This window comes from Tabrizicola sp. (assembly GCF_030373185.1).
Taxonomy (GTDB): domain Bacteria; phylum Pseudomonadota; class Alphaproteobacteria; order Rhodobacterales; family Rhodobacteraceae; genus Tabrizicola.
The window spans coordinates 612,342-636,369 of the sequence record NZ_JAUCZH010000001.1; the positions used below are offsets into that span (position 1 = coordinate 612,342).

The following is a 24,028-nucleotide window of genomic DNA, read 5'->3' on the forward strand; positions in this document are numbered from 1 at the left end:
CGATTATTCCGGCTCAGATCGAAAAAGACGTGCCGCAGCCACAGCTTGAGGTTGCGTTGGGGTTTTGCACCACAAAACGCGCGCCGATCAGTTCATCAGTGAAGTCGATCACGGCATTGGCAAGGAAAGGCAGGCTGACGGCATCAACCAGAACCTTCTGCCCGTCCTTTTCCAGCACCAGATCATCGGTGCCGGGCTCATCCAGCCGGATGTCATACTGAAAGCCGGAACAGCCGCCGCCATCGACGGCCACGCGCAGCGGTTTCACCTCACCGGTGAGTTCGGCAATTTCGGCCAGCCGGGAAAAGGCCCGGTCGGTGACCTTGGGGGGAAGCGTCAGTTCCATGGCTGTTCCTGTATCCTTCCACGCACCCGGCGAATATAGGTCATTCAACCGCCCCGAACAAGCCGAGGCCAGAATGCTGCAACCCTACGCCTGCCAACCCGAGGATTCGCGCGGAAGGCTTTGGCCGGAGCGTCTGTCATCCTTCCGCTCGCCCTTTCAGCGCGACCGGGACCGGATCATCCATTCCAGCGCGTTTCGCCGACTGAAACACAAGACGCAGGTCTTTGTCGAACATGAGGGCGACTATTACCGCACCCGCCTGACCCACACGATCGAAGTGGCGCAAGTGGCGCGAACGATCGCGGGGGTTCTGGGTCTCAACACCGATCTGGCCGAGGCGGTGGCACTGGCGCATGACCTTGGCCACACGCCCTTCGGCCACACCGGCGAAGACGCGATGGAACGCTTGATGGCCCCCTATGGCGGCTTTGACCATAACGCTCAGGCCTTGCGGATCGTGACCCGGCTGGAACGCCATTATGCCGATTTCGATGGGTTGAACCTTACCTGGGAAACGCTGGAAGGCATTGCCAAGCATAACGGCCCGGTGACCGGACCCAATGCCGACGCCAAGCACGCCGGACCATTGCCCTATGCCCTTGCCGAGGTGAACGCGCGCTGGGATCTTGGGCTCGACACCCACGCGTCGGCCGAGGCTCAGGTCGCAGCCATCGCCGACGACGTGGCCTATTCCCACCATGACCTGCATGACGGACTGCGCTCGGGCCTGTTCAGCGAGGCCGACCTGATGGAGCTTCCCGTCACCGGCCCTGCGTTCGAGGAAGTTGACCGGCTTTACCCCGGTCTTGAAAGGATGCGCCGCCGGCACGAAGCCCTGCGCCGGGTCTTTGGCCGGATGGTCGAAGACGTGATTGCCGTCGCCCAGAACCGCCTGACCTCTGCGCAGCCGAAATCGGTAGATGACATCCGCCAGTTGGGGACCACCGTGATCCGCTTTTCAAAGCCGCTCTATCAGGATCTGAAGGCGGTGCGCAGTTTTCTCTTTCACCGGATGTATCGCGCGCCGTCGGTCATGGCGGTCCGGGCTGAAGTCACCCGGATGATCGATGACCTGTTTCCCCTTTTTCTTGCGGATCCGGCCTTGTTGCCGGTCGAATGGCAAGCCGACGTCAGGGACGCAACCGACCAGACCGGACTTGCCCGCGTCGTGGCCGACTATGTTGCCGGCATGACTGACCGGTTCGCAATTCAGGAACACCAACGGCTTTTCGGTCCGTCTTCCGACAGCGCCTTGCGACAGAGCTAGGTGCCTCCGGCGGGAGTATTTTCGAAAAGAGCAAGGCCTGTCCGCGCGATGGCAAGGCACAAGGGTCAGTCGCGTCGCAGCGCCGCCATGACCCAGATGCCGGCCAGTCCAAGTGACAGAATGGTGTTCCACCCCGCCATCGAGATGCCGAACATCTGCCAGGCAATCTCGTCACAGCGCACAGGGGCCGCCACATCAACCGCCGGATTCAGCAGATCGGCGGCCGAAATCCCTGCAATTGAACCAGCGGAGCAAGAAGCCAGCCCCTCCCACCAGAACTGCTCCACGCCGACGTGGTAGAGGCCGATTCCCGCCGTGGTCAGGGCCGCCAGCGCCCCAAGCCAGGCCAGACCGCGCAGGCCCGTGGCCAGGGCAATGGCCCCGATCACGACTGCCGCCGCATGCGGCCAGCGCTGCCAAAGGCAAAGCTGGCACGGGGCCATTCCGCCGATGTGCTGGAAGGCGAAGGCCCCTGCAAGCAGGGCCGCTGAGCCGAGTGTGGCGATCAGGGCAAGGCTACGGCGTGACGTCATCTGGGGTGGCTTTCGGGGTTGGGGCATGGTGTGGCCGGACCATACGCCCTGTCCGCAGCGGGGGAAAGACACGCTGCCGTGCCTGTGGCCTTGTCGCAGACTTTCCGGCTTTGCGCTTGGCGCCTTGGCAGTTAGTAGGTTGGGAAGGGTTTGATCGTCGGCCGCTCCTGGTCGGAAATGCGCTGCACGAGCTTGCCCCTGCAGGGGCCGCAAAACCAAAGATGGGGACGACATGGACTGGAAGGGCCGCCGGGGCAGCAGGAACATCGAAGACCGCCGGTCCTCGGGCCGCAGAGGTGGGGCGCGGGCAGGGGGTGTTGGCGGGCTTGGTCTGGTTGCCGTCCTGCTGATTGGCTGGTTTCTCGGCATCGATGTGACCCCGCTGTTGCAGGATCCCGGCGGGTCGGGGGCCACATCGACGCCGGTCGAGTTGACGGCCGAGGACCGGGCGGCGGGCGAATTCGTTTCCGTGGTGCTTGCCGATACCGAAGAGATCTGGGCGGCTGTCTTCCGCAGCCAGCTGGGCCGGACCTACCGTCCAGCGACGCTGGTGTTGTTCAAGACAGGCACCCGGTCGGCCTGTGGTGGCGCGTCCGAGGCGACAGGTCCGTTCTACTGCCCGGCAGACCGCAAAGTGTATCTGGACACAGCCTTCTTCGTCACATTGGAGCGCCGGCTGGGCGCGAGGGGGGATTTCGCGGCAGCCTATGTCGTGGCCCATGAAATCGGCCACCATGTCCAGAACGAGCTTGGCATTCTGGGCGAGGCAAACCGGATCCGCCAGCAGGTCAGCCAGACCGAAAGCAACGCGATCTCCGTCCGGGTGGAATTGCAGGCCGATTGTCTGTCCGGCATCTGGGCGCGCGAGGCGGCAAAGATGCTGGGCGTGGTGGAACAGGGCGATCTGGAAGAGGCGGTGAGTGCCGCCCGGCAGATCGGCGATGACACCTTGCAGCGCAGCGCTGGCCAGCGCCCCATGCCGCACACCTTTACCCATGGCACGTCAGACCAGAGATCGCGCTGGTTCATGGTCGGGTTGCGGTCCGGGCAGATGTCCGACTGCGACACTTTCGCGGTCGATCGGCTTTAGGTGCAGCGATTGACGATGGCCTGAAGGTTGACTAAAGGAAGGGTCGGAGCCCGAGTGGTGGAATGGTAGACGCAGGGGATTCAAAATCCTCCGCCGCAAGGCTTGCGAGTTCGAGTCTCGCCTCGGGCACCACCTTTTCCTGACAGCCTGATTTGATAGTTTCGCAGTCGCGTGAATCAGGTTGTTTTTATTCAAATTGCAGTTGCTTCGATTTGAAAGGATCCATGGCGGATCCGGAAACATTGGCATTTTCCATTAACCTTGCTTCGAAAAAGTGATTGGCTCCGCGCGCCTCTACCAAGGGTTGTGGATTGTTTGGGCGTGGCGGCGTGATCCGATACGAAAACTGAAGGTAGGATTGATTTATAATGTTTTGTAACAATAGTTTATAAAAATCCTTTGTGTCGTTTTGCCTTGGCTGCCTTCAGGTCTTTGTGCGCCGGGTTGGGCTTGGTGGAAAGCCTGCACACGCCAAGGGCGAATTGCATCGCGTTTGCGCATTTCGAGTGATGAATTTTCACTTTTCAGACGATGCTGTCAGGGGTTAGACGATTGGGTGGGGGCAGTCACGATTTGCAATGTACAGGAAATGGTATGACTTTTGACCTGATCACGAACCGCCGGAACGATGGAACCTTCCCGCGCAGCACGCCCTGTTTCACACCCGGAACCATGGTCACCACCCAGCGCGGGGAATGCCCGGTGCAGCATCTGGTCGTGGGGGATCGGGTGATCACCCGCGACAACGGCATTCAGCCTGTGCGCTGGGTAGGCAAGACGCAGATGTTCCTGCATGACTTTCAGGCCGAACCGCACCTGCTGCCAGTGTTCATCCGGCAAGGATCGCTGGGCAAGAACCTGCCAGAGCGTGACATGATGGTGTCGCCAAACCACCGGGTTCTGGTGACGAACGAACGCAGCACCCTGCGTTTCAACGAGCGCGAGGTTCTTGTCGCGGCCAAGCATCTGACGACCCAGGGAGCGCATACGGTCCAGTCCAGCGGCACGACCTACATTCATTTCATGTGCGACCGGCACGAGATCGTTCTTGCCGATGGCATCTGGACCGAGAGTTTCCAGCCGGAAGACCAGAGCCTCAAAGGGATCGGCAACGCACAGCGTCTGGAGATCTATGAGGTGTTTCCGGAACTCAAGACGGCGGAAGGCCGGGCAAACTATGGACCCGCGCGTCAGACCGTCACGCAAGGCGCCGCTCTTGGGGTCGTCGCCTGATGCGCAGAACGCGCGCATCCCTTAGATAAACAAAAACAATGACTTGAGCGAACCCCTTTTTTGTGGTCTTTAGGCGGCGAATGCTGCCTTGATATACCCCAACCCTGACATAATTCGGTCACGGATCGCGGTCAACAAGTGCGGGGTCGAGGCGCAGGATAAGAACGATGGCGACTATTACCGGCAGCAACAGCGCCAATACGATCACCGGCGACCAGAACTTCGCGGGCGAGAATGACAGTATCTCGGCCGGAGGTGGCGCAGATACGGTCTTCGGATTGGGTGGAAATGACACAATCAACGGGGATGGTGGCGCCGATTCGCTTTACGGCGGTGATGGTGACGACCGGCTGTTTGGGGGTAGCCAGAACGACGGGCTGTTCGGCGGCGATGGCAATGACACGCTGACCGGTGGGACTGGGAACGACACGCTGGACGGCGGCGTCGGGACCGACACCGCCGATTTCACCGGCTCCACCAGCGCCTTGACGGTGAACCTTGTCAATGGAACCGCATCGGGCGACGGGACGGACGTTCTGGTTTCGATCGAAAACGTGATCGGCGGCAGCGGCAACGATACGCTTACCGGTGATTCAGGCGCAAACTATCTGGCAGGTGCGGGCGGGAACGACCGGCTTTTCGGCGGTGATGGCAACGACACTTTGTCCGGTGGTCTGGGCAACGACAGCCTCGATGGTGGCGCAGGCACCGACACCGCCGATTTCACTGGCGCGACAGGCAATCTCAACATCAACCTCGCGGGCGGCACCGCGACGGGTGAAGGCACGGATACGCTGGTTTCGATCGAAAATGCGATCGGCGGCAGCGGCAACGATACGCTTACCGGTGATTCAGGCGCAAACTATCTGGCAGGTGCGGGCGGGAACGACCGGCTTTTCGGCGGTGATGGCAACGACACTTTGTCCGGTGGTCTGGGCAACGACAGCCTCGATGGTGGCGCAGGCACCGACACCGCCGATTTCACTGGCGCGACAGGCAATCTCAACATCAACCTCGCGGGCGGCACCGCGACGGGTGAAGGCACGGATACGCTGGTTTCGATCGAGAATGCGATCGGCGGCAGCGGCAATGACACGATAAGTGGCACCGACGACGCGAACATATTGTCCGGAGCCGCAGGGAATGATTCCATCGTGTCCGGTGAAGGCGCGGATACCGTCTTTGGCGGCATGGGCAATGATACCATCGACGGCGGGGCCGATGATGATGTGCTGACCGGTGGGCCGGACAGCGGTGAACGGGTCGCGACAGCGCTTGATTTCAACTGGATTACGCCCGCCACCCCCGACAACACCAACCTTGCCGGCGGGTTCACCCAGGATACCGGCGGCATCAACGTCGCGGTGACCTACGCCCCCGGTGTGGCCAATGTCTTCAGGGCAGAAGACGACAACCCGCTTTACGTCGAGCCTGGCGAGCCCTTCAATACGAATTCCGCCGGCTACCTGTCGCGGCCCGGGGCGGGGACGCCGACCGAGGTAAATTTCGACTTCTCTTCTGTCGCAGGGTCCGGCTACGGCTCGGAGGTGGAAAACGTCCAGTTCCGGATCTCGGACATTGACCGGTCGTCCTGGACCGACCGGATCATCGTCCGCGCTTATGATGCAAACGGAAATCTGGTTCCGGTCAATTTCATCGAATATTCCAGTGAAATCTCGGTCACCGGCGATACGATCCTTGCGACTGGCAACGACACCAGTTCAAATCTGTTCGACGGTTCGGTCCTGATCCAGATCCCCGGCCCGGTGGCGAGCATCGAGATCATCTACGACAATGTGGGGACATCACAGCAGTTCATCGTGGTGTCGGACATCCACTTTGAAGCAATCAGCGTCGTGGATGATGACTCGATCATTGGCGGGGCCGGAAATGACACGATTTATGGTGGCATTGGTCAGGATACGCTGATCGGTGGCGCCGACAATGACGTGCTTTATGGCGGAGCTGGCAATGACAGCATCAGCGGTGGCAGCGGGGACGATACGATCGAAGGCGGTGCCGGGATCGATTTGCTGTTTGGCGGTGATGGCAATGACGTTTTCATCATCCGTCAGGCGGACGTCGGCGATACAGTTTCGGCAGAGTTCATCTCTGGCGGTGGCCCGCTTGGTGGCCCGTTTGAAAATGACTATGACACGATCGACCTGAGCGAGTTTGACTGGGCAAAGGTTGTCGTCACCTATGACCTTCTGACCGATCCGACCGGTGAAACCGGGACCATCAGCATCTATGCCGATGATGCCAAGACCATCCTGCTGTCCGTCATCGAATTCACCGAGATCGAGAAGGTCATTCCCTGCTTTACGCCCGGCACGATGATCATGACCGATAGGGGCGAAGTGGCTGTCGAGACACTGGTGCCGGGTGATCTGGTGCTGACGCGTGACCATGGGCTACAGCCCCTGTGCTGGGTCGGAAAACGTCAGCTTTCCCATCTGGATCTGGTCGCAAATCCAGATCTGCAACCGGTTCGGATCGGACGGGGTGCATTTGACGGGACAGGGCCTGATCGGTCGATGCTTGTTTCGCCGCAACATCGGCTGCTGATTGAAGGTGCGACGGCGGAGCTTCTGTTTGGCGAGGCCGAGGTGCTTGTTGCCGCAAAGCATCTTCTGGGTCGCCCCGAGGTGACGCGGGCCTTGCCGGCTGACGGGGTTTGCTACATCCACATCCTGTTTGATCGGCACGAGATCGTGCAATCGGACGGGATCTGGACCGAGAGCTTCCAGCCGGCCGAGCGGATGCTGTCTGCGATGGAAGCCGCAGTCCGGGCCGAGGTGGTGGCGCTGTTCCCGGAAATGGCCACGAGCGCAAACAGTTATGCGTCGGCCCGGTTGTCTCTCAAGGCTCATGAGGCAAGGGTTCTGCTTGCCGGTTGACCGGTTGCGATGGCCTTGACGCGCGTCAGCGGGAAAAGTCACGACGTCCGGCGGCGCCATTCGGTCCTGTCGGGAAAACAGACCGTGTGACCCGCGGTTCAGAGCTGCGCCATTGCGCGCAGGTTGGCAAAATGACCATCTGCCGGGTCAGGGACGGTGACCCGGAAAGTCGGCAGGAATCGAAGGGATGCAGGTAGGCCCGGGAAATCCGGGGGCAGGGCGACGGTGACCGGGGCGCCGGTTTCCAGCGCTTGGCTGGCAATCCTTGTCTGAAGCGGCTTTCCCCCATGTCTTCCATTGTCTGTCCACCCCAGGCATGCGTGAGGACGCTCCGGTAGCCGGGATCAGGATATGCGGCGTCATTGCGGGATGATGCAATGGAAGAAGGGGGGCCGTCTGCCCCCCTTCACCCCCCGAGGATATTTGGGGAAGAGAAAGCCGATCAGCCGCGCATCCGCCCGCCGTCATCCCAAAGCGGGGCGAGGTGGACGCGGGCCGGGCGGCGTTCCCCAAGGATCTCGATCTCGCAGGCGAGACCGTCCTGCACCTGGTCGGCGGGCAAGAAGCCCATGGCGACCGACTGGCCGGTGGTGTGGCTGAACCCGCCCGAGGTGCAGAAGCCGACCACCGCGCCATCAAGCCAGATCGGCTCCCATGCCACGACATCGGCATCCTTGGCATCGACGATGAAGCTGACGAGCTTGCGCTTCGGACCAGCGGCCTTTTCGGCGGTGGCCGCGGGTTTGCCGATCCAGTCGGCGTCCTTGTTCCAGCGGATGAATCGGTCAAGCCCGGTTTCCGCCGGGGTATAGTCGGGGCTGAACTCCCGCCCCCAGCTGCCGAACCACTTGTCCAGCCGCAGGGACATCATCGCCCGCATCCCGAAGGGACGCAGGCCAAGGTCGGCTCCGGCAGCGTTAAGGGTGTCCCAGAGGTGGCGGACGGACATGTGATCGGTAAAGATCTCATAGCCCAGATCAGCGGTGTAGCTGACGCGCTGGACGATGCAGTTGGCCATGCCCACGGTCATGCGGCGCACGTCCATGAACCTGAACGCCTCGGCGGACACATCGCTGCGGGTGACGCGGGACAGCAGTTCCCGTGCGTTCGGCCCGGCGATCTGAAAGCCGGAGCGCGCGTCGGAGATGTTTTCCACCGTCACCCCATCCATCGCGTTTTGTTCAAACCAGCGCTGGTGCCAGCCTTGCGCGCCATAGCTGGCAGTCAGCTGGAATTCTGCCTCGGACAGACAGGACACGGTGAAATCGCCGATGATCTTGCCGGAATGGGCCAGCATCGGAGTCAGCGACAGGCGGCCCGGTTTGGGGATGTTGCCGGCCATGATCCGGTCCAGCCAAGCACGAGCATTCGGGCCGGTGATCCGGTATTTGCCGAAGTTCTGCACTTCGTTGATGCCGACGCCTTCGCGAACGGCCATGACCTCTTGCCGTGTCGCCTCCCACGCATTTGACCGCTTGAAGGACGGTTCCTCATAGCGCGGCTCGCCCAGCAGGGCGTGGTAATTTACCACTTCCAACCCATATTGCTGGCCCCAGACGGCGTTCATGCCGTCGAAGACCTCATACATCGGGGTGGTGCGGAAGGGGCGGGCGGCGGGGCGTTCCTCGTTCGGATAGCTGACCGAAAACCGCATCTGATAGTTCTCGATCACCTTCGGCACGGTATAGCCGGGGCTGGTCCAGGTGCCGAAGCGGGAAACATCAAAGCCGCGCGGGTCACGTTCAACCTCGCCCTCGATCATCCATTGCGCCAGCGCAAGACCCATGCCGCCGCCCTGAGAGAACCCTGCCATCACGCCGCAGGCCGACCAGTAGTTGCGCAAGCCCTGCACCGGGCCAACCAGCGGGTTGCCGTCGGGCGCGAAGGTGAAGGGGCCGTGGATCACCCGCTTGACGCCAGTGCGTTCCAGCACCGGGAAGCGGCGATAGGCGAAGTTGACGCTGTCCTCGATCTTGTCGAACTGTTCGTTCAGCAGTTCATGACCGAAGGTCCAGGGGGTGCCGTCGACGGCCCATGGTTCGCAGGGTTTTTCGTAGAACCCGATGCAGAGACCACGGCCTTCCTGGCGCAGATAGCTTTCGCCGCCGGGGTCCATGACATGCGGAAATTCGCGGCCGGATTTCAGGATGTCCATGATCTCGGGAATGTCGTCGGTCACCAGGTATTGGTGCGCCATTGGCAACAGTGGCAGGTAAACCCCCGCCATTGCGCCAATTTCACGCGCCCAGAGGCCACCGGCGTTCACCAGATGCTCGCAGGTGACAGTACCCTTTTCGGTCACGACCTCCCAGCCGTCCTTGGTGGGGTTCGTTTCCAGCACGCGGTTGTGCAGCATGATCTCGGCCCCACCCATGCGCGCGGCCTTGGCATAGGCGTGGGTCGTGCCGGACGGGTCAAGGTGACCGTCCAGCGGATCATAGAGCGCGCCGATGATGCCTTCGAGGTTGACCATCCCATCGGTCAGCTTGTGAATTTCCTCTGGCCCGAGAATTTCGGTATCCAGCCCCATGTAGCGGTGCTTGGCGCGTTCCGCCTTGAGCTGCTCGAACCGCGCGGCATTGTCGGCCAGTGTGATCCCGCCCACATGGTGCAGCCCGCAGGACATGCCGGTGATCGCCTCCAGCTCTTTGTAGAGCCGGATGGTATAGCCTTGCAGGGCGGCCATATTGGTGTCGCCGTTCAGGGTGTGAAACCCGCCCGCCGCGTGCCAAGTGGACCCCGAGGTCAGTTCGGACCGTTCGATCAGCATCACGTCCGACCAGCCCAGCTTTGTCAGGTGATAAAGCACCGAACAGCCGACAACGCCGCCGCCGATGACGACCACGCGGGTATGGGATTTCATGGACGACTCCTTATCTGCCCGGCCAACTTGCGCTGAGGCAGATTGACCGGAGGCAGACAAAGGGTCATGCAGGTTTGCGACAGAATATGTCGCGGGTTGGCTTCACTTCTCCGGTATCAACCCGCGCGGGCTGAATCGCAGCACCACCAGCAAGATCACCCCCATGGACAGAAGCCGCATGTGCTCGGCGCTGCCAACAAGGTGGCTGCGAAGCCAGCCATCGGGCATGCCAGCGGTCACATAACCCATGATGGTCGGGCCGATGTTTTCCACCACCAGCCACAACCAGCCGATCAGCAAGCCGCCGAGAACCGTCCCCCAGTTGTTGCCAGACCCCCCGACGATTACCATGACCCAGACAAGGAAGGTGAAGCGCAGCGGGTTATAGGTGCCGGGGGTCATCTGGCCATCCATCGAGGTCATCATTGCCCCGGCGATGCCGATCACGGCCGAGCCCAGAATGAACACCTGCAAGTGGCGGCCGGTGACATCCTTGCCCATTGCCGCGGCCGACACCTCGTTGTCGCGGATGGCCCGCATCATCCGGCCCCATGGGCTGTTCAGCGCACGCTCGAAGGCCCAGATGATCAGCGCCAGCACAAGGCCGAACATCCCGGCATAAAGGAGTTTGACCAGGATGGTAGAGGCGGTCATCGGGTTCCAGCCCCAACTTGCAACGAAATCAAGAAACCCGGCTTGCTGTTGCAGGTCCACTTCCAGCGGCACCGGCCAGGGGCGGGGCAGGCCTGTCAGGTTCTTGACGCCGCGCCCCATCCAGTCTTCGTTCTTGATCACGGCCACGATTATTTCGGCGATGCCAAGCGTCGCAATGGCAAGGTAATCCGACCGCAGGCCAAGCGCGGTTCTGCCGATGGCCCAGGCGGCCGCAGCGGCCAGAAGCCCGCCAACCGGCCAGGCCAGCAAGGATGGTAGCCCAAGGCCGCCAATGTTGCCGGCAAACTGCGGGTTCACCGCCTCGACCGCGTTGACCGCCGGGTCAAAGACCGCACGGAACAGGAAGAAGCCGCCGATCAGCACCGCGGCAACCGTCAGTGTTCTGGCGCGTCCGGGTGCAATGGCGCGCCACGCGAAAACGGCGGCAGCAACGGACAAGGCCCCAAGTACCAGCGCCAGCAGGATGCCAAAGCCCCCGGCCTGCCAGTTGTCCGTGTTCGGCTTGGCCGAGATCAGCACAACGGCGAGCCCGCCAAGCGCCGTGAAACCCATGGTGCCGACGGAAAACAGCCCCGCATAACCCCATTGCATGTTGACCCCAAGGGCCGCAATCGTGGCCAGAAGGGCTGCGTTCAAGATCGACAGCGACAGGTTCCAGCTTTGCATGAACCCGGTGGCCAGATAGAGGCAGGCCACCAGCCCGAACAGGATCAGGTTTCTGGGGTTCATAGCGCTTTTCCCTTGAAAATGCCCGTGGGCATGAACAGCAGCACAATGATCAGGATCGTGAAGCTGACCGCGAATTTGTAATCGGTCGACAAAAGCTGAACCAGCGTGTCGGGTGCCATGCTTTCGGGCAGAAGGTATGTGGCGATCTTCTTCCAGGCGTTCGTCACCATCACCTCGGAAAAGGCGATGACAAAGCCTCCCGCGATGGCCCCAAGCGGGTTGCCAAGGCCACCGACGATTGCGGCGGCAAAGATTGGCAGCAGCAATTGGAAATAGGTGAAGGGCTTGAAGGACTTGTCGAGGCCGTAAAGTGTGCCGGCAATGGTGGCGATGCCTGCCGCAAGGATCCAGGTGACGGCGACGACCCGGTCAGGGTTGATGCCAGATAGCAGCGCCAGATCCTCGTTGTCGGAAAAGGCGCGCATGGATTTGCCGGTGCGGGTCTTTTGCAGGAACCAGAACAGGAAGGCCACCACGATCACCGCCGCCACCACAGTCACGGCCTGCGTGGTCTTGATGGCCAAGGGCTCGGCCAGACCGGTAGCGGCCCGGAACTCTTGCGGGTTGATCACGAACCGGGCGCCGTCGCTGAAGTTCTGTTCATCCACCCCGATGATGAAACGGATCACACCGTTCATCACGAACATGACACCAAGGGACACGATGACGACCATGGTCGAAGACGCCTTCTGCCGCCGGTAAAATCGATAGACCACCCGGTCCGTCGCCAGAACGAATGCCGCAGTCGCAGCAATTCCGATTGGCAGCGCCAAAAGTGCCGTGGGCAGCGGGCCGAAGCTGACACCCTGCGATTGCAGGCCCCAGGTGGCAAGGATCGTCACCATGGTCCCGAAGGCCATGGTGTCCCCATGCGCGAAGTTGGAAAACCGCAGGATGCCATAGATCAGCGTCACGCCAAGTGCGCCAAGCGCCAGTTGCGCCCCGTAGCTTAGGCCGGGAATGAAGACGAAGTTCAAAAAGGCCACAAGGGCGTTGATCGCATCCATCAGGTCAGGTTCCCCGACTGTTTAGGGGTTGCGGCAGGAGAAGGGCGAAGCTGGCAGCGCAAGAAAGAACGGGCGGTGGTCATCGTCATCCTCCAAGGAAACTGCGGCGCACTTCGGGGTCGGCCATCAGGGCCTTGCCGGTGTCGGTAAAGCGGTTGGAGCCCTGAACGAGAACGTAGCCCTTGTCCGCAATCTCCAGCGCTTGCCGCGCGTTCTGTTCGACCATGAGGATGGAAATTCCGGTTCGGGCCACTTCGATGATCCGGTCGAAAAGTTCGTCCATCACGATGGGGCTGACGCCTGCCGTCGGTTCGTCAAGCATCAGCACCTTGGGCTGGGTCATCAGCGCGCGGCCGACCGCGACTTGCTGGCGCTGACCGCCGGAAAGTTCACCCGCGGCCTGAAAGCGTTTCTGCTTCAGGATCGGGAACAGCTCATAGACCTGTTCCAGCGTTCCCCGGATGTCATCGCGGCGCAGGAATGCACCCATTTCAAGGTTTTCCTCGACCGTCATCGAGGTAAAGATGTTCTGCGTCTGCGGCACGAAGGCCATGCCCTTGGCCACGCGCGCTTGCGGGGTAAGGGCGGTGATATCCTCGCCGTCCAGCCGGACCGTCCCGCCGCGCAATTTCAGCATTCCGAAGACGGCCTTCATCGCAGTGGATTTGCCCGCACCGTTCGGGCCGACAATGACGGCAATCTCGCCGGGATCGACAGCAATGGTGCAGTTGTGCAGGATATCGACCGCGCCGTAACCGCCGGTCATCGCCTCACCGATGAGGAAGGGTTCAATCATGAAGCGTCTCCGGGCCAGAGAGATTGGAAAAATCCAAAAGCGACGCAAATCCAGTTGGTTGCAGGGTGTTTCTCTCAGACATGGAAGCCCTCGGCCTTGGCCTTGTTCTTCAGACCGGTGCCAAGGTAAGCCTCGATCACACGTTCATCATTCTTGACCTGGTCCACCGTGCCTTCAGCCAGAACCTTGCCTTCTGCCATGCAGATCACCGGGTCGCAAAGGCGGCCAATGAAATCCATGTCATGCTCGATCACGCAGAATGTATAGCCACGTTCCTTGTTCAGGCGCACGATGGCATCGCCAATGGTGTTGAGAAGTGTCCGGTTCACGCCTGCGCCTACTTCGTCCAGAAAGACGATCTTGGCATCGGTCATCATCGTCCGGCCCAATTCCAGAAGCTTCTTCTGCCCGCCCGAGATATTGGCGGCCTTCTGATCGGCCAGATGGCTGATTGTGAGAAACTCCAGCACCTCATCAGCCTTTTCGCGGATGCGCGCCTCTTCCCGTGCTACCGCGCCACGCCGGAACCAGGTGTTCCAGATCGTCTCGCCCGCCTGATGCGGTGGTACCATCATCAGGTTTTCCCGCACGGTCATTGATCCGAATTCATGCGCAATCTGAAATGTCCGCAGCAGGCCCTTGTGAAACAGCACATGCGGGGGCAAGCCGGTTATATCCTCGCCATCCATCAGCACGCGGCCACTGGTCGGCGGCAGGCGTCCGGCAATCACATTGAACAATGTGGTCTTGCCGGCCCCGTTAGGCCCGATCAACCCGGTGATCGTTCCGGATCTGATCTGAAGCGACGCCCCGTCAACGGCGCGGAAGCCACCGAAGTGCCGGTGAAGGTCTTCGACAACGATCATCCATTTCCCCCTGATCCTGCCTCTGTTCCGCTTGGGTCGGGCAGGTATTTGTGCAACGGCCCGGGGAGATGCCCGGGCCGTTGAAGTCTGTCAACCTGAAAACCGGATCACCGACCCGGTCAACGAGCCGATCAACGGAAGGTGACGGTTTCGTACACGCCGCCGTTGACCACGAACTCCTTGTAGCGGCCTGCGCTTTCGCCCGGTCCAATCAGCGTCACACCCGAGGCGCCGTCATAGTCGACGGCGGTGCCAGCGGCGATCAGTTCCAGCGCCTTGCCGATTTCACCCGGCAGGATCTTGACGCCTGACCCGTCAGCGGGGCCGTTTGCAACTTCAAGGATCTTGTCCTTGTAGACCTGCGGATCGGTGGAACCCGCCGCCTGCATCGCAAGGATGATCAGCGCCGCGGCATCGTATGATTCCATCGAATAGGGCGAGGTCGCGTCAAACGGCGTCGCGGCGGTCTTGCCCATTTCGGTCAGGATGGCAGCGCCAGCGCTGTCGGACTGGGCAACCTGGCCGTAGGAGCCGTCAAGCGCCGGGCCGATGGTCTTGGGCAGGTTGTCCCCGACCATGCCACCCGGAAGACCGAACTGGCTGAACGCACCACTGTCGAGCGAGGCCTGAATGATGCCCTTGCCGCCCTGGTCCAGATAGCCCGCCACGACCAGAAGGTCGCCACCAGCCGAGGCCAGTGCCGCGACTTCGGCCGAATAGTCGGCCTTGCCGTCTTCATGCGCGGCGTTGATCGTGATCGTGCCGCCCTTGGCCTGGAAGGCCGAGGCGATGGCTTCAGCCAGACCCTTGCCATAGTCGTTGTTGGTGTAGGTCAGCGCGATCGACTTCACGCCCTTTTCCATCAGGATCTCGGCCATGACTTCGCCTTCACGCGCGTCGGACGGCGCGGTGCGGAAGAAGAGGCCGTCATCCTCGGCGGTGCTCAGCGCGGGCGAGGTTGCCGAAGGCGAGATCATGACCATCCCGTTCGGACGCGCCACGTTTTGCAGCACGGCCCCGGTGATGCCCGAGCAGTCGCCACCGATCATGCCCTTGATGCCTTCCGCGGTGATCAGGCGTTCGGCAGCAGCCGTGCCAGCCGCGGTGTCGATGGCGCAGGTGGAGTCCGCGCGCACGCCCACGACGGTCGAGCCGTTCATGAACTTGCCCGACTCCGAAGCCTCTTTCATGGCCAGATCAGCCGCTGCCGCCATGTGGCCGGTCAGCGATTCGATCGGGCCGGTGAAGCCGATGAAGATCCCCAGCTTGACTTCTTCAGCCGAAGCAGCGCCCGCAATGGCCGCAGTGGCCACGGTCGCGAGAAGCAGTTTTTTCATTCTTGTCTCCCTAATTGGATCGCAATCCTGCCCGAGACCCTAGAGGGGCCGTTTCGAAAAGAAAAGCGGTTTGACAGCGGGAATATGCCCATCCTCCGGACGAAAACCCGACTGTGATGCCGATGTGAATGGACCTGGCGCCACTATGTCATAGATAAGATCGGCGCATGAAGGAGTTCGGGATGCAGCATCTGGGAAGCGTGGCGGCTTTTGTGTTTATTGCCAGTGTGGCCCAAGCGGCGGACCTGAGTGTACAGACCACGGTCGGGCCGATGGGGATCACCAGGATGGCTGAGGGTCTGGAAGAACCGTGGGGGCTGGCCTTTCTGCCCGACGGCAGTTTCCTGATAACCGAACGGGAAGGCGCGCTGAAGCTGTTCACCGCCTCCCTGTCCGCCGCAACCAGTCTTGCCGGCCTGCCCGAGGTGGAGGTGGACGGGCAGGGTGGTCTTCTGGACGTGATGCTGCCGCGCGACTTTGCCACCTCACGCGAGGTATGGCTGAGCTATTCGGTCGCGCAAGGGCGCGGGGCTGGCACGGCAGTGGGCAAGGGCAGGCTGTCGGCGGATGGCACGCGGCTGGAGGATTTCTTGCAGCTTTTCGAAACACCCGAAGGTGCGCGCGGGGGCAGACATTTCGGCTCTCGTCTGGTGGAAGCCTTGGATGGCACTGTTTATGTCACCGTTGGCGACCGGGGAACCGGACCGGGTGGCTATGAAGCGCAGGATCCGGGCCGCGCCGAAGGCAAGGTAATCCACCTGAACCGCGACGGGACACCGGCAACGGTGCTTTCCGGGGCCTTGCCCGGGGTCTATTCCAGCGGCCACCGCAACCCGCAGGGAGCTGCGCTGGATCTTTCGGGTCGGCTTTTTATCCACGAACACGGCGCGCGGGGCGGCGATGAACTCAACGCCCCCGAAGCGGGCAGGAATTATGGCTGGCCTGTAATCACTTATGGTCGCAATTACAACGGCTTGCGGATAGGCGTCGGCTCCGCGAAGGATGGGATGGAGCAGCCCTTGCACTACTGGGATCCGTCCATCGCGCCCTCTGGTCTGCTGATCTACTCCGGCGCGCTGGTGCCGGAGTGGCGGGGGGACATCTTCTTCGGTTCGCTCAACAGTGATTTTCTGGGCCGTCTGGACCCGGATACCCCGGCTGAGACGGGCTTTGCCGAAGAACGGATCAGCAGCGCCGAGACCGGCCGTGTCCGTGATGTGCGTGAAGCACCGGACGGGTCGATCTGGTTTCTGTCGGTAGCGGATGGTGCTGCCTACCGGCTGGCGCCGCCCTGACGCGAAGGCGTGCCGGTCAGATCGACAGCCTGACCGGCACGATGCCCGGCATCCCTTGCGTTCCGCGTTCGCGGTAGGGGGTGGTGTTGTAGTGGCTGCGGTAGCATTTGGAAAAATGCGACGGGCTGGCAAAGCCGCAGGCGAGGGCCACGTTGATGACGCTCATGTCCGTCTGCATCAAGAGGTTGCGCGCCTTTTGCAGCCGCAACTCCATGTAATAGCGCTTGGGGCTGCGGTTCAGATAGCGGCGGAACAGTCGTTCAAGCTGGCGGGTCGACATCCCCACTTCCTCGGCCAGATCGGCGGGGGACATAGGGTCTTCGATGTTGCCTTCCATCATCTGGATAACCTGGCTCAGCTTCGGATGGCGCACGCCGATCCGCGTGGGGATCGACAGGCGCTGAGTGTCCTGGTCGGTGCGGATGGTGGAATAGATCAGCTGGTCGGCCACGGTATTGGCCAGATCCTCGCCATGGTCGCCCGCGATGATCCGCAGCATGAGGTCGATTGAGGAAATCCCCCCCGCCGTGGTCCAGCGGTTGCCATCCATGACATAGACCGATTTGGTCAGCTTCACATCCTCGAATTCTTCGGCAAAACCGTCCTGATTTTCCCAGTGGATCGTGGCTTTCTTGCCATCCAGAAGTCCGGCCTTGGCAAGCGTATGCGCGCCCGTGCAAAGCCCGCCAATAGTGATGCCGCGACGCGCCTCGCGCCGAAGCCAGCCGATCACGCCCTTGGTCGTGGTCTTTTGGATGTCCACCCCGCCGCAGACCAGAACGGTGTCATCCCGCTCCATCTCGTCCAGCCCGAGGTCAAGCTTGAAGGTAGCGCCGTTGGAACAGGTCTTTTCGGTCCCCTCGCCGCACAAGACCCAATTGTATATTTGCTCGCCCGCGACATGGTTTGCCAACCGCAGGGGTTCGATCGCACCGGCGAAGTTCATCATGGTGAACTTGTCCAAGAGCAGAAAGACGAAGCGCCGGGGAGTGGCGGCCTTGGTGGTCTGGGTGGCTTTGCGAGGCGGGGGGGGCATGTCTGCGACCTGTTCATGTCGTTTGCATGCCACCGAAACCGAAATTCAACCCCGCCGCAAGGGCCGAAACCATTCGTTTTCGCCCAATCGCCCTTTGCAAGGCGGAAACGGAGGGCTATACCGCTTGCCGACCTGATTGACAGAGCCCCGAGACCCGGAGAACGACGATGACCAAGGGATGGACGAAAGCCGCATGGCGCGCGAAACCTCGGGTGCAGATGCCGGATTATCCCGATGCGTCGGCCCTGCACGCGGTCGAGGCGCAGCTTGCCAAGTATCCACCGCTGGTCTTCGCGGGCGAAGCGCGGCGGCTGAAAAAGCAGCTTGCACTGGCGGCTGAAGGCAAGGCCTTCCTTCTGCAAGGCGGCGACTGCGCTGAAAGTTTTGCCGAGTTTTCGGCTGACAACATCCGCGACACGTTCCGGGTGATGCTGCAAATGGCGGTCGTCCTGACCTATGCCGCCAAGGTGCCGGTGATCAAGGTTGGCCGGATGGCGGGCCAGTTCGCCAAGCCGCGCTCGGCCCCGACCGAGATGATAGGTGGCGTGGAATACCCATCCTACCGGGGCGATATCATCAATGGTTTCGACGCAACCCCCGAAGCCCGCACCCCTGATCCGCAGCGCATGCTGCAAGCCTATACGCAGGCCGCCGCCAGCCTGAACCTGTTGCGCGCTTTCAGCACGGGCGGATTTGCCGACATCCACCGGGTCCACAGCTGGACCTTGGGCTTTGCCGAACATGACAAGGCCGAACGCTACCGCGAGATGGCGAACCGGATTTCGGACGCGCTGGATTTCATGAACGCCGCCGGGGTCAACAGCGACACCGCGAACGAACTTTCGCGGGTGGATTTCTACACCAGCCACGAAGCGCTGCTGCTGGAATATGAAGAGGCGCTGGCAAGGGTGGACTCGATCACCGGCCAGAACGTCGCGGGTTCCGGCCACATGATCTGGATCGGGGACCGCACCCGCCAGCCCGATGGCGCGCATGTCGAATTCTGCCGGGGTGTGCTTAACCCCATCGGCCTGAAATGCGGGCCGACGACCACAGCGGAAGACCTGAAGGTGCTGATGGCCAAGCTCAACCCGGAAAACGAGGCGGGTCGCCTGACTCTGATCGCCCGCTTTGGTGCCGGCAAGGTCGGCGATCACCTGCCGCGCCTGATCAAGACGGTGCAGGCCGAAGGTGCCAATGTCATCTGGTCTTGCGACCCGATGCACGGCAACACGATCAAGTCCTCGTCCGGCTACAAGACCCGGCCCTTCGATTCCGTACTGCGCGAGGTGCGGGAGTTCTTTGCGATCCACAAGGCCGAAGGCACCGTTCCCGGCGGCGTGCATTTCGAGATGACGGGCCAGGACGTGACCGAATGCACCGGCGGTCTGCGCGCGGTGTCGGATGAAAACCTTGCCGATCGCTATCACACCGCTTGCGACCCGCGGCTGAATGCCTCGCAGTCGCTGGAACTGGCCTTCCTGGTGGCGGAAGAGCTGTCGTCGCAGCGTGAGGCCGCGCGCCGCGTCGCTCTTTAAGCGCACTGACAACGGTTGGGGGCGGCAGGGGTAACCTTGCCGCCCTTTTGCATTTCACACCCGCCCGGGTTCAGTCACCCGCGTAGCTCAGTCACCCGCGTGAATCAGTCGCGCGCGTGGATCAGGGTCAGATGCCCGACCTGCCGTTTCTGATTTGGCGGTGCCGCTGGCATATTCGGGTAGATCTGCTCTTCCCGCCGACAGAGGACGTCCAGCTTGCGACCGGGGCGAAGTGCGGCCTCGGCATGGCCAAGACAACCCAGCACCAGCCGTCTATCCGGTCCATCCGACAGGGGCAGCAACAGCAGTTGTCCGATCTGCCCGGCAGAGCCGCCGCCAAGATCAAGCTCTGCGACGGCCTGACCGGTGATGACCGGTTCAAGCGCCTCGGCCAGTTGCGGACGGGCGTTGGCAGAAAAGAGAAAGGACAAGGGCAACCCACGCAGGTCAGTTCCGGCAGCCTCGGCAATGGCTGATCCGGCGATGCGGACCTGGACCATTCCCCAGCCGATGCTTTCGGCCAGAAAGACGCGGTCCAGCACACCGGAAAGGCCGCGTGGGTCCAGCTGCGCCCGGTCCGGGATAGAGCCAGCCCCGCGCAAGGCTTCCCAGTAGGCGCGGACCTGCGACGGCCCTTCAAAGACCGGACAGCGGGACTGACGGGCCAGCAAGCGCCCGAGATCAGGAAACCGGAAATCCACAAGTCTGAGAACCATCGTCATCTCCGCCGTTTGGCAAGCCAGTGGGGCCTTGCAGCGCCCCGGCCTGACAGGTCATGAAGAAAACGTACCCCGGATCGCTAGGATTCGGCTGAAAATCTATTCAAATGGTAAATGACGGCCGCCGACGGCCGCAGGGGGGGGCGGATGATCTCGATGACAGGTTTTGCCGCGCGGCGCGGTGCTGGTGTGGGCTACGCCTGGGCATGGGACTTGCGATCGGTCAATGGCAAGGGGCTTGATCTGCGGCTGCGTCTGCCGGACTGGATCGACGGGCTGGAACTTGCAGTCAGGTCCGAATTGCAGAAAGCCGCTACCCGGGGCAATGTGAATCTGACCCTGAAGGTCGCGCAGGACGACACGCGTGAGACATCGGCCTTCCGCCTGAACGACGGGAACTTGATGGCGGCCCTTGCCGCGCTGGCCGGGGTCGAGGCTGCTGCGATGGCCGCAGGGGTGACCCTTCGCCAACCCACCGCCGCCGACGTGCTGACCTTGCGAGGCGTGCTGGACACCCAGACGCAAGAAATCGACACCAGCCCCCTGCGCGCTGCCTTGCTGGCTGATCTTCCGGCCCTTCTGGCCGATTTCGCCACGATGCGTGCAACGGAAGGCACCGCACTTGCAGGCGTGATCGGTGCGCAGATCGACCGGATCGCCACCCTGACGGAAGACGCCCAACGCGAGACCGCCAACCGTACCGCCACCCAAGCCGAGACCCTGCGCGACAATCTGGCCCGGGTGCTTGCGGCCAGTGACGCCGTCGATGAGACACGTCTGGCGCAGGAACTGGCGCTGCTGGCAGTCAAGACCGACGTAACCGAGGAACTGGACCGCCTGTCCGCCCATGTCGCAGCCGCCCGCGCGCATCTGACCGATCCGGCCCCGATGGGCCGCAAGCTGGATTTCCTGATGCAGGAATTCATGCGTGAGGCGAATACCTTGTGTTCCAAGGCGCAGTCCTTGGCGTTGACCCGGATCGGTCTTGACCTGAAAACCGTGATCGATCAGATGCGCGAACAGGTGCAGAATGTGGAATGAACGATGACCCCAGTTTCGGTTCGGCGCGGGCTTCTTCTGATCCTGTCTTCCCCATCGGGGGCGGGGAAATCCACCCTGTCGCGGATGCTGATGGCGTGGGATCCGACCATGCGGTTTTCCGTGTCTGCCACCACCCGCGCGCCCCGGCCCGGGGAAGAAGACGGTCGGGAATACTATTTCCGTGACCGACAAACCTTTGAAGCCATGGTGCAATCCGGTGACATGCTGGAACATGCCGAAGTGTTCGGCAATTTCTACGGCAGCCCGCGTGGCCCGGTACAGGCAGCGATTGACGCGGGAACGGATACAGTTTTCGACATTGACTGGCAGGGCGGCCAGCAGATCAAGCAGGCGATGCGCGGCGATGTGGTGTCGATCTTCATCCTGCCACCGTCGATTGCCGAACTTGACCGCCGCCTGCGCAGCCGCGCGCAAGACAGTGACGAGGTGATCGCGGGCCGCATGGCAAAAAGCCGCGATGAGATCAGCCATTGGGCGGAATACGATTATGTGCTGGTCAACGAAGACCTTGACCAGACATTCGAGCAGTTGAAAACCATCCTGACCGCAGAACGGCTGAAGCGCGACCGCCAGCCCCGGCTTTCCGCTTTCGTGCGTGCGTTGAATGAGGAGTTCGAGGCCCGATGATCTATGCGCTTGAAGGCCTTGTGCCGCAGATCGCCGCAACCGCCTGGGTTGCCCCCGATGCCAATGTGATCGGTCGCGTGGTGCTGGAAGACGAAGCCTCGGTCTGGTTCGGTGCCACCTTGCGCGGCGACAATGAAGAAATCCGGGTCGGCGCGGGCAGCAATATTCAGGAAGCCTCGATCCTGCACACCGACATGGGCTTTCCCTTGACCATTGGCGCCAATTGCACCATCGGCCATCGTGCGATGTTGCATGGCTGCACGATTGGCGAAGGCAGTCTGATCGGCATGGGCGCGACGATCCTGAACGGCGCGAAGATCGGCCGAGGTTGCCTGATCGGGGCCTCTGCGCTGATCACCGAAGGCAAGGAGATCCCGGACGGCTCGCTGGTCATGGGTGCTCCTGGCAAGGTTGTCCGACTTCTGGACGCCGAGGCGCAGGCCCGGCTGCTTGCATCCGCCGCCGGGTACCGCGCAAATGCCCGGCGTTTCATGGCTGGTCTCTCTGCAATCTAGGCGTTTCGCCGGTTGGCTCAGACGTCCTCGAGCAACTCCAGCGTCATTCCCTGCTTTGCGGCATGCGACCGCAGTTCCCGCAAGACTATTGCCCGATTGGGAAGCTTCGGGGCCGCAATCCGCAGCAGGCCGCGATATCCCTGTGCGCCAAGCAGCTCGATGATTTCCAGCGCATCGAACGCATCGCAAAACAGCGGAACCACTACCAGTTCCAGCCCTGCAAGCTGGGCAAAGTAATCCGGAAGATCGGAATAGGGGATCGACGCAGCCTCCTGCGCGCGAATGCTGCCTTCGGGAAAGGTTGCGGCTGGGATCCCCACAACCAGGCATCTGAGCGCCTTCGACATGTGTCTTCCTGCACCTTCATCGACGAGGGGTGCGACGAAAAATTCCTGCCTTCAGAATTTTCCGCCAGACCCGACCCTTGTTCCGGGCAAAGGCCGGTAGAAAAACACAAAAAACACACTGCACGAGAAGTTACCGCGAATCTTCTGCTAGGCAAGTCCGCAGGGTGCTAACAAGTCATCATGGCGAAAAGATGCCGGCGCGGCGCAGGATTGGAAGGCAGGAAAATGGACGAAGACGGGCTTTTCCGACTGCTGAACGGCTTGCCGATGCCCGCAATGCTGGTCGAGGGTGACACGCGGATCGCAGGCTGCAACCCGCAGGCCATCGCGCTGCTGGGCGAGGGGATCATCGGAAGAAATCCGGCCATGGCGGTTCGCACCCCGGCTGTGCTGGAGGCAATCAGCGCGGCTGCGCGCGGGGGCGGTGTGCATGAGGTGCGCATGGCCAGCCGCCGCGACGGGCAGGACCAGATGTTCCAGGTCACCGTCTCGGCCCAGGGGGAGGGAATGGTGCTTTGCGTCTTTCGTGATGTGACCGAGACCGAAAAAGCCGGTGCCATGCGGCGGGATTTCGTGGCCAATGTCAGCCATGAGTTGCGCACGCCGCTGACCGCCCTGATGGGCTTCATCGAAACGTTGAAGCACGCCGCAAGAGACGATCCGGCGGCCCGTGACATGTTCCTTGGCATCATGGAGCAGGAAGCAGGACGGATGAACCGGCTGGTGCGCGACCTTCTGCAACTGTCGCGCGTCGAGGCCGAAGAGCGGGTCCGCCCGCGCGAAACCGTTGCGGTGCGACCGTTGCTTGAAGGCGTGATCGCCTCGCTACACGGCGTCGCGGAAAAGACTGGATCGTCGGTCCGTCTGGTTGGCGCGGACGCGGTGTTGCCGGGCGATGCCGACCAGCTGACGCAGGTCTTTACCAACCTGATCGAGAACGCGCTGAAATATGGTGCGTCCGGGCAAACGGTGACTGTGACGCTGAGCCCGGAAGACACTGTGCGCGGCCCTGCCGTCCGGGTGGAGGTCGCGGACCAGGGCGAAGGGATCGACCCGGTCCACCTGCCTCGGCTGACGGAGCGGTTCTACCGGGTCGATTCCCACCGCTCGCGCGAGATGGGGGGGACGGGGCTGGGGCTGGCCATCGTGAAGCACATCGTGAGCCGCCACCGGGGCTGGCTGCGGGTGGAAAGCGTGGTGGGCGAGGGGAGTCGGTTCCAGGTGATCCTGCCCTTGGGTTAGGGGGC

The 24,028-nt window shown here is 62.0% G+C and carries 21 protein-coding genes and 1 tRNA gene; 11 read left to right on the forward strand and 11 right to left on the reverse strand.

The features are described from left to right. Positions 1–13: 13 nt before the first annotated feature. Positions 14–340 carry an iron-sulfur cluster assembly accessory protein gene (locus QUV21_RS02940; RefSeq protein WP_300853482.1) on the reverse strand — a complete coding sequence of 109 codons (327 nt, stop codon included), beginning with the start codon at positions 338–340 and terminating at the stop codon, positions 14–16. Positions 341–419: 79 nt separating this feature from the next. Here QUV21_RS02940 and QUV21_RS02945 point away from each other — a divergent pair, with 79 nt between their 5' ends. Further along, complete coding sequence (locus tag QUV21_RS02945) at positions 420–1,613, forward strand: deoxyguanosinetriphosphate triphosphohydrolase (RefSeq protein WP_300853483.1); 1,194 nt, start codon at positions 420–422, stop codon at positions 1,611–1,613. 65 nt (positions 1,614–1,678) lie between these two features. On the opposite strand, the gene QUV21_RS02950 is transcribed toward QUV21_RS02945, so the two are convergent. Then, complete coding sequence (locus QUV21_RS02950) at positions 1,679–2,146, reverse strand: disulfide bond formation protein B (protein WP_300853048.1); 468 nt, start codon at positions 2,144–2,146, stop codon at positions 1,679–1,681. Positions 2,147–2,378: 232 nt separating this feature from the next. Between QUV21_RS02950 and QUV21_RS02955 the strand changes: the two genes are divergently transcribed. From QUV21_RS02955 to QUV21_RS02970, 4 genes are all read left to right on the forward strand, one after another. Continuing rightward, positions 2,379–3,236: a neutral zinc metallopeptidase gene (locus tag QUV21_RS02955; RefSeq protein ID WP_300853049.1), complete on the forward strand. Its 858-nt coding sequence runs from the start codon at positions 2,379–2,381 to the stop codon at positions 3,234–3,236. 48 nt (positions 3,237–3,284) lie between these two features. Then, positions 3,285–3,368: transfer RNA gene (locus tag QUV21_RS02960), tRNA-Leu, on the forward strand. A 462-nt stretch (positions 3,369–3,830) separates the two neighbouring features. Then, positions 3,831–4,469: a Hint domain-containing protein gene (locus tag QUV21_RS02965; RefSeq protein WP_300853050.1), complete on the forward strand. Its 639-nt coding sequence runs from the start codon at positions 3,831–3,833 to the stop codon at positions 4,467–4,469. Between the two features lie 167 nt (positions 4,470–4,636). After that, positions 4,637–7,369 carry a Hint domain-containing protein gene (locus QUV21_RS02970; RefSeq protein ID WP_300853051.1) on the forward strand — a complete coding sequence of 911 codons (2,733 nt, stop codon included), beginning with the start codon at positions 4,637–4,639 and terminating at the stop codon, positions 7,367–7,369. 442 nt (positions 7,370–7,811) lie between these two features. Here the strand turns inward: QUV21_RS02970 and QUV21_RS02975 are convergent, their stop codons facing one another. The 6 genes from QUV21_RS02975 to QUV21_RS03000 all read right to left on the reverse strand — a co-directional run bounded on the left by QUV21_RS02975 (position 7,812) and on the right by QUV21_RS03000 (position 15,642). Then, positions 7,812–10,232, reverse strand: coding sequence for an FAD-dependent oxidoreductase (locus tag QUV21_RS02975; RefSeq protein WP_300853052.1), 2,421 nt, complete (start codon positions 10,230–10,232; stop codon positions 7,812–7,814). Between the two features lie 102 nt (positions 10,233–10,334). Further along, positions 10,335–11,636: a branched-chain amino acid ABC transporter permease gene (locus QUV21_RS02980; RefSeq protein WP_300853053.1), complete on the reverse strand. Its 1,302-nt coding sequence runs from the start codon at positions 11,634–11,636 to the stop codon at positions 10,335–10,337. Then, entirely contained in the window at positions 11,633–12,643 is a 1,011-nt protein-coding gene (locus tag QUV21_RS02985) for a branched-chain amino acid ABC transporter permease (RefSeq protein ID WP_300853054.1), read from the reverse strand. The genes QUV21_RS02980 and QUV21_RS02985 overlap by 4 nt, the downstream gene beginning before the upstream one ends. A gap of 85 nt (positions 12,644–12,728) precedes the next feature. Further along, positions 12,729–13,439, reverse strand: a complete 711-nt coding sequence (locus QUV21_RS02990; RefSeq protein ID WP_300853055.1) for an ABC transporter ATP-binding protein — start codon at positions 13,437–13,439, stop codon at positions 12,729–12,731. Positions 13,440–13,513: 74 nt separating this feature from the next. Beyond that, positions 13,514–14,305, reverse strand: a complete 792-nt coding sequence (locus QUV21_RS02995) for an ABC transporter ATP-binding protein (protein WP_300853056.1) — start codon at positions 14,303–14,305, stop codon at positions 13,514–13,516. Between the two features lie 131 nt (positions 14,306–14,436). Beyond that, a complete protein-coding gene (locus QUV21_RS03000; protein WP_300853057.1) occupies positions 14,437–15,642 on the reverse strand; it encodes an ABC transporter substrate-binding protein in 1,206 nt (401 codons plus the stop codon). 167 nt (positions 15,643–15,809) lie between these two features. Between QUV21_RS03000 and QUV21_RS03005 the strand changes: the two genes are divergently transcribed. Beyond that, the gene (locus QUV21_RS03005) at positions 15,810–16,937 is read left to right on the forward strand and encodes a PQQ-dependent sugar dehydrogenase (RefSeq protein ID WP_300853058.1); all 1,128 of its coding nucleotides are present in this window, start codon (positions 15,810–15,812) and stop codon (positions 16,935–16,937) included. A gap of 16 nt (positions 16,938–16,953) precedes the next feature. On the opposite strand, the gene QUV21_RS03010 is transcribed toward QUV21_RS03005, so the two are convergent. Next, a complete protein-coding gene (locus QUV21_RS03010) occupies positions 16,954–17,973 on the reverse strand; it encodes a GlxA family transcriptional regulator (protein ID WP_300853059.1) in 1,020 nt (339 codons plus the stop codon). A gap of 167 nt (positions 17,974–18,140) precedes the next feature. Here QUV21_RS03010 and QUV21_RS03015 point away from each other — a divergent pair, with 167 nt between their 5' ends. Further along, the gene (locus QUV21_RS03015) at positions 18,141–19,511 is read left to right on the forward strand and encodes a class II 3-deoxy-7-phosphoheptulonate synthase (RefSeq protein ID WP_300853060.1); all 1,371 of its coding nucleotides are present in this window, start codon (positions 18,141–18,143) and stop codon (positions 19,509–19,511) included. A 104-nt stretch (positions 19,512–19,615) separates the two neighbouring features. Here QUV21_RS03015 and QUV21_RS03020 read toward each other — a convergent pair whose 3' ends face one another. After that, a complete protein-coding gene (locus QUV21_RS03020) occupies positions 19,616–20,227 on the reverse strand; it encodes a PAS domain-containing protein (protein WP_300853061.1) in 612 nt (203 codons plus the stop codon). Between the two features lie 150 nt (positions 20,228–20,377). Between QUV21_RS03020 and QUV21_RS03025 the strand changes: the two genes are divergently transcribed. The 3 genes from QUV21_RS03025 to QUV21_RS03035 are packed head-to-tail and all read left to right on the forward strand — an operon-like array spanning position 20,378 to position 22,434. Further along, positions 20,378–21,271, forward strand: a complete 894-nt coding sequence (locus QUV21_RS03025; RefSeq protein WP_300853062.1) for a YicC/YloC family endoribonuclease — start codon at positions 20,378–20,380, stop codon at positions 21,269–21,271. A 3-nt stretch (positions 21,272–21,274) separates the two neighbouring features. After that, entirely contained in the window at positions 21,275–21,919 is a 645-nt protein-coding gene (gmk, locus tag QUV21_RS03030; RefSeq protein ID WP_300853063.1) for a guanylate kinase, read from the forward strand. Next, the gene (locus QUV21_RS03035) at positions 21,916–22,434 is read left to right on the forward strand and encodes a gamma carbonic anhydrase family protein (protein ID WP_300853064.1); all 519 of its coding nucleotides are present in this window, start codon (positions 21,916–21,918) and stop codon (positions 22,432–22,434) included. Before gmk ends, QUV21_RS03035 begins: the two co-directional genes overlap by 4 nt. 17 nt (positions 22,435–22,451) lie before the next feature. On the opposite strand, the gene QUV21_RS03040 is transcribed toward QUV21_RS03035, so the two are convergent. After that, the gene (locus tag QUV21_RS03040) at positions 22,452–22,781 is read right to left on the reverse strand and encodes a hypothetical protein (RefSeq protein WP_300853065.1); all 330 of its coding nucleotides are present in this window, start codon (positions 22,779–22,781) and stop codon (positions 22,452–22,454) included. Between the two features lie 225 nt (positions 22,782–23,006). On the opposite strand from QUV21_RS03040, the gene QUV21_RS03045 reads away from it, so the two are divergent. Beyond that, positions 23,007–24,023, forward strand: a complete 1,017-nt coding sequence (locus QUV21_RS03045) for an ATP-binding protein (protein ID WP_300853066.1) — start codon at positions 23,007–23,009, stop codon at positions 24,021–24,023. Positions 24,024–24,028 lie beyond the last annotated feature (5 nt).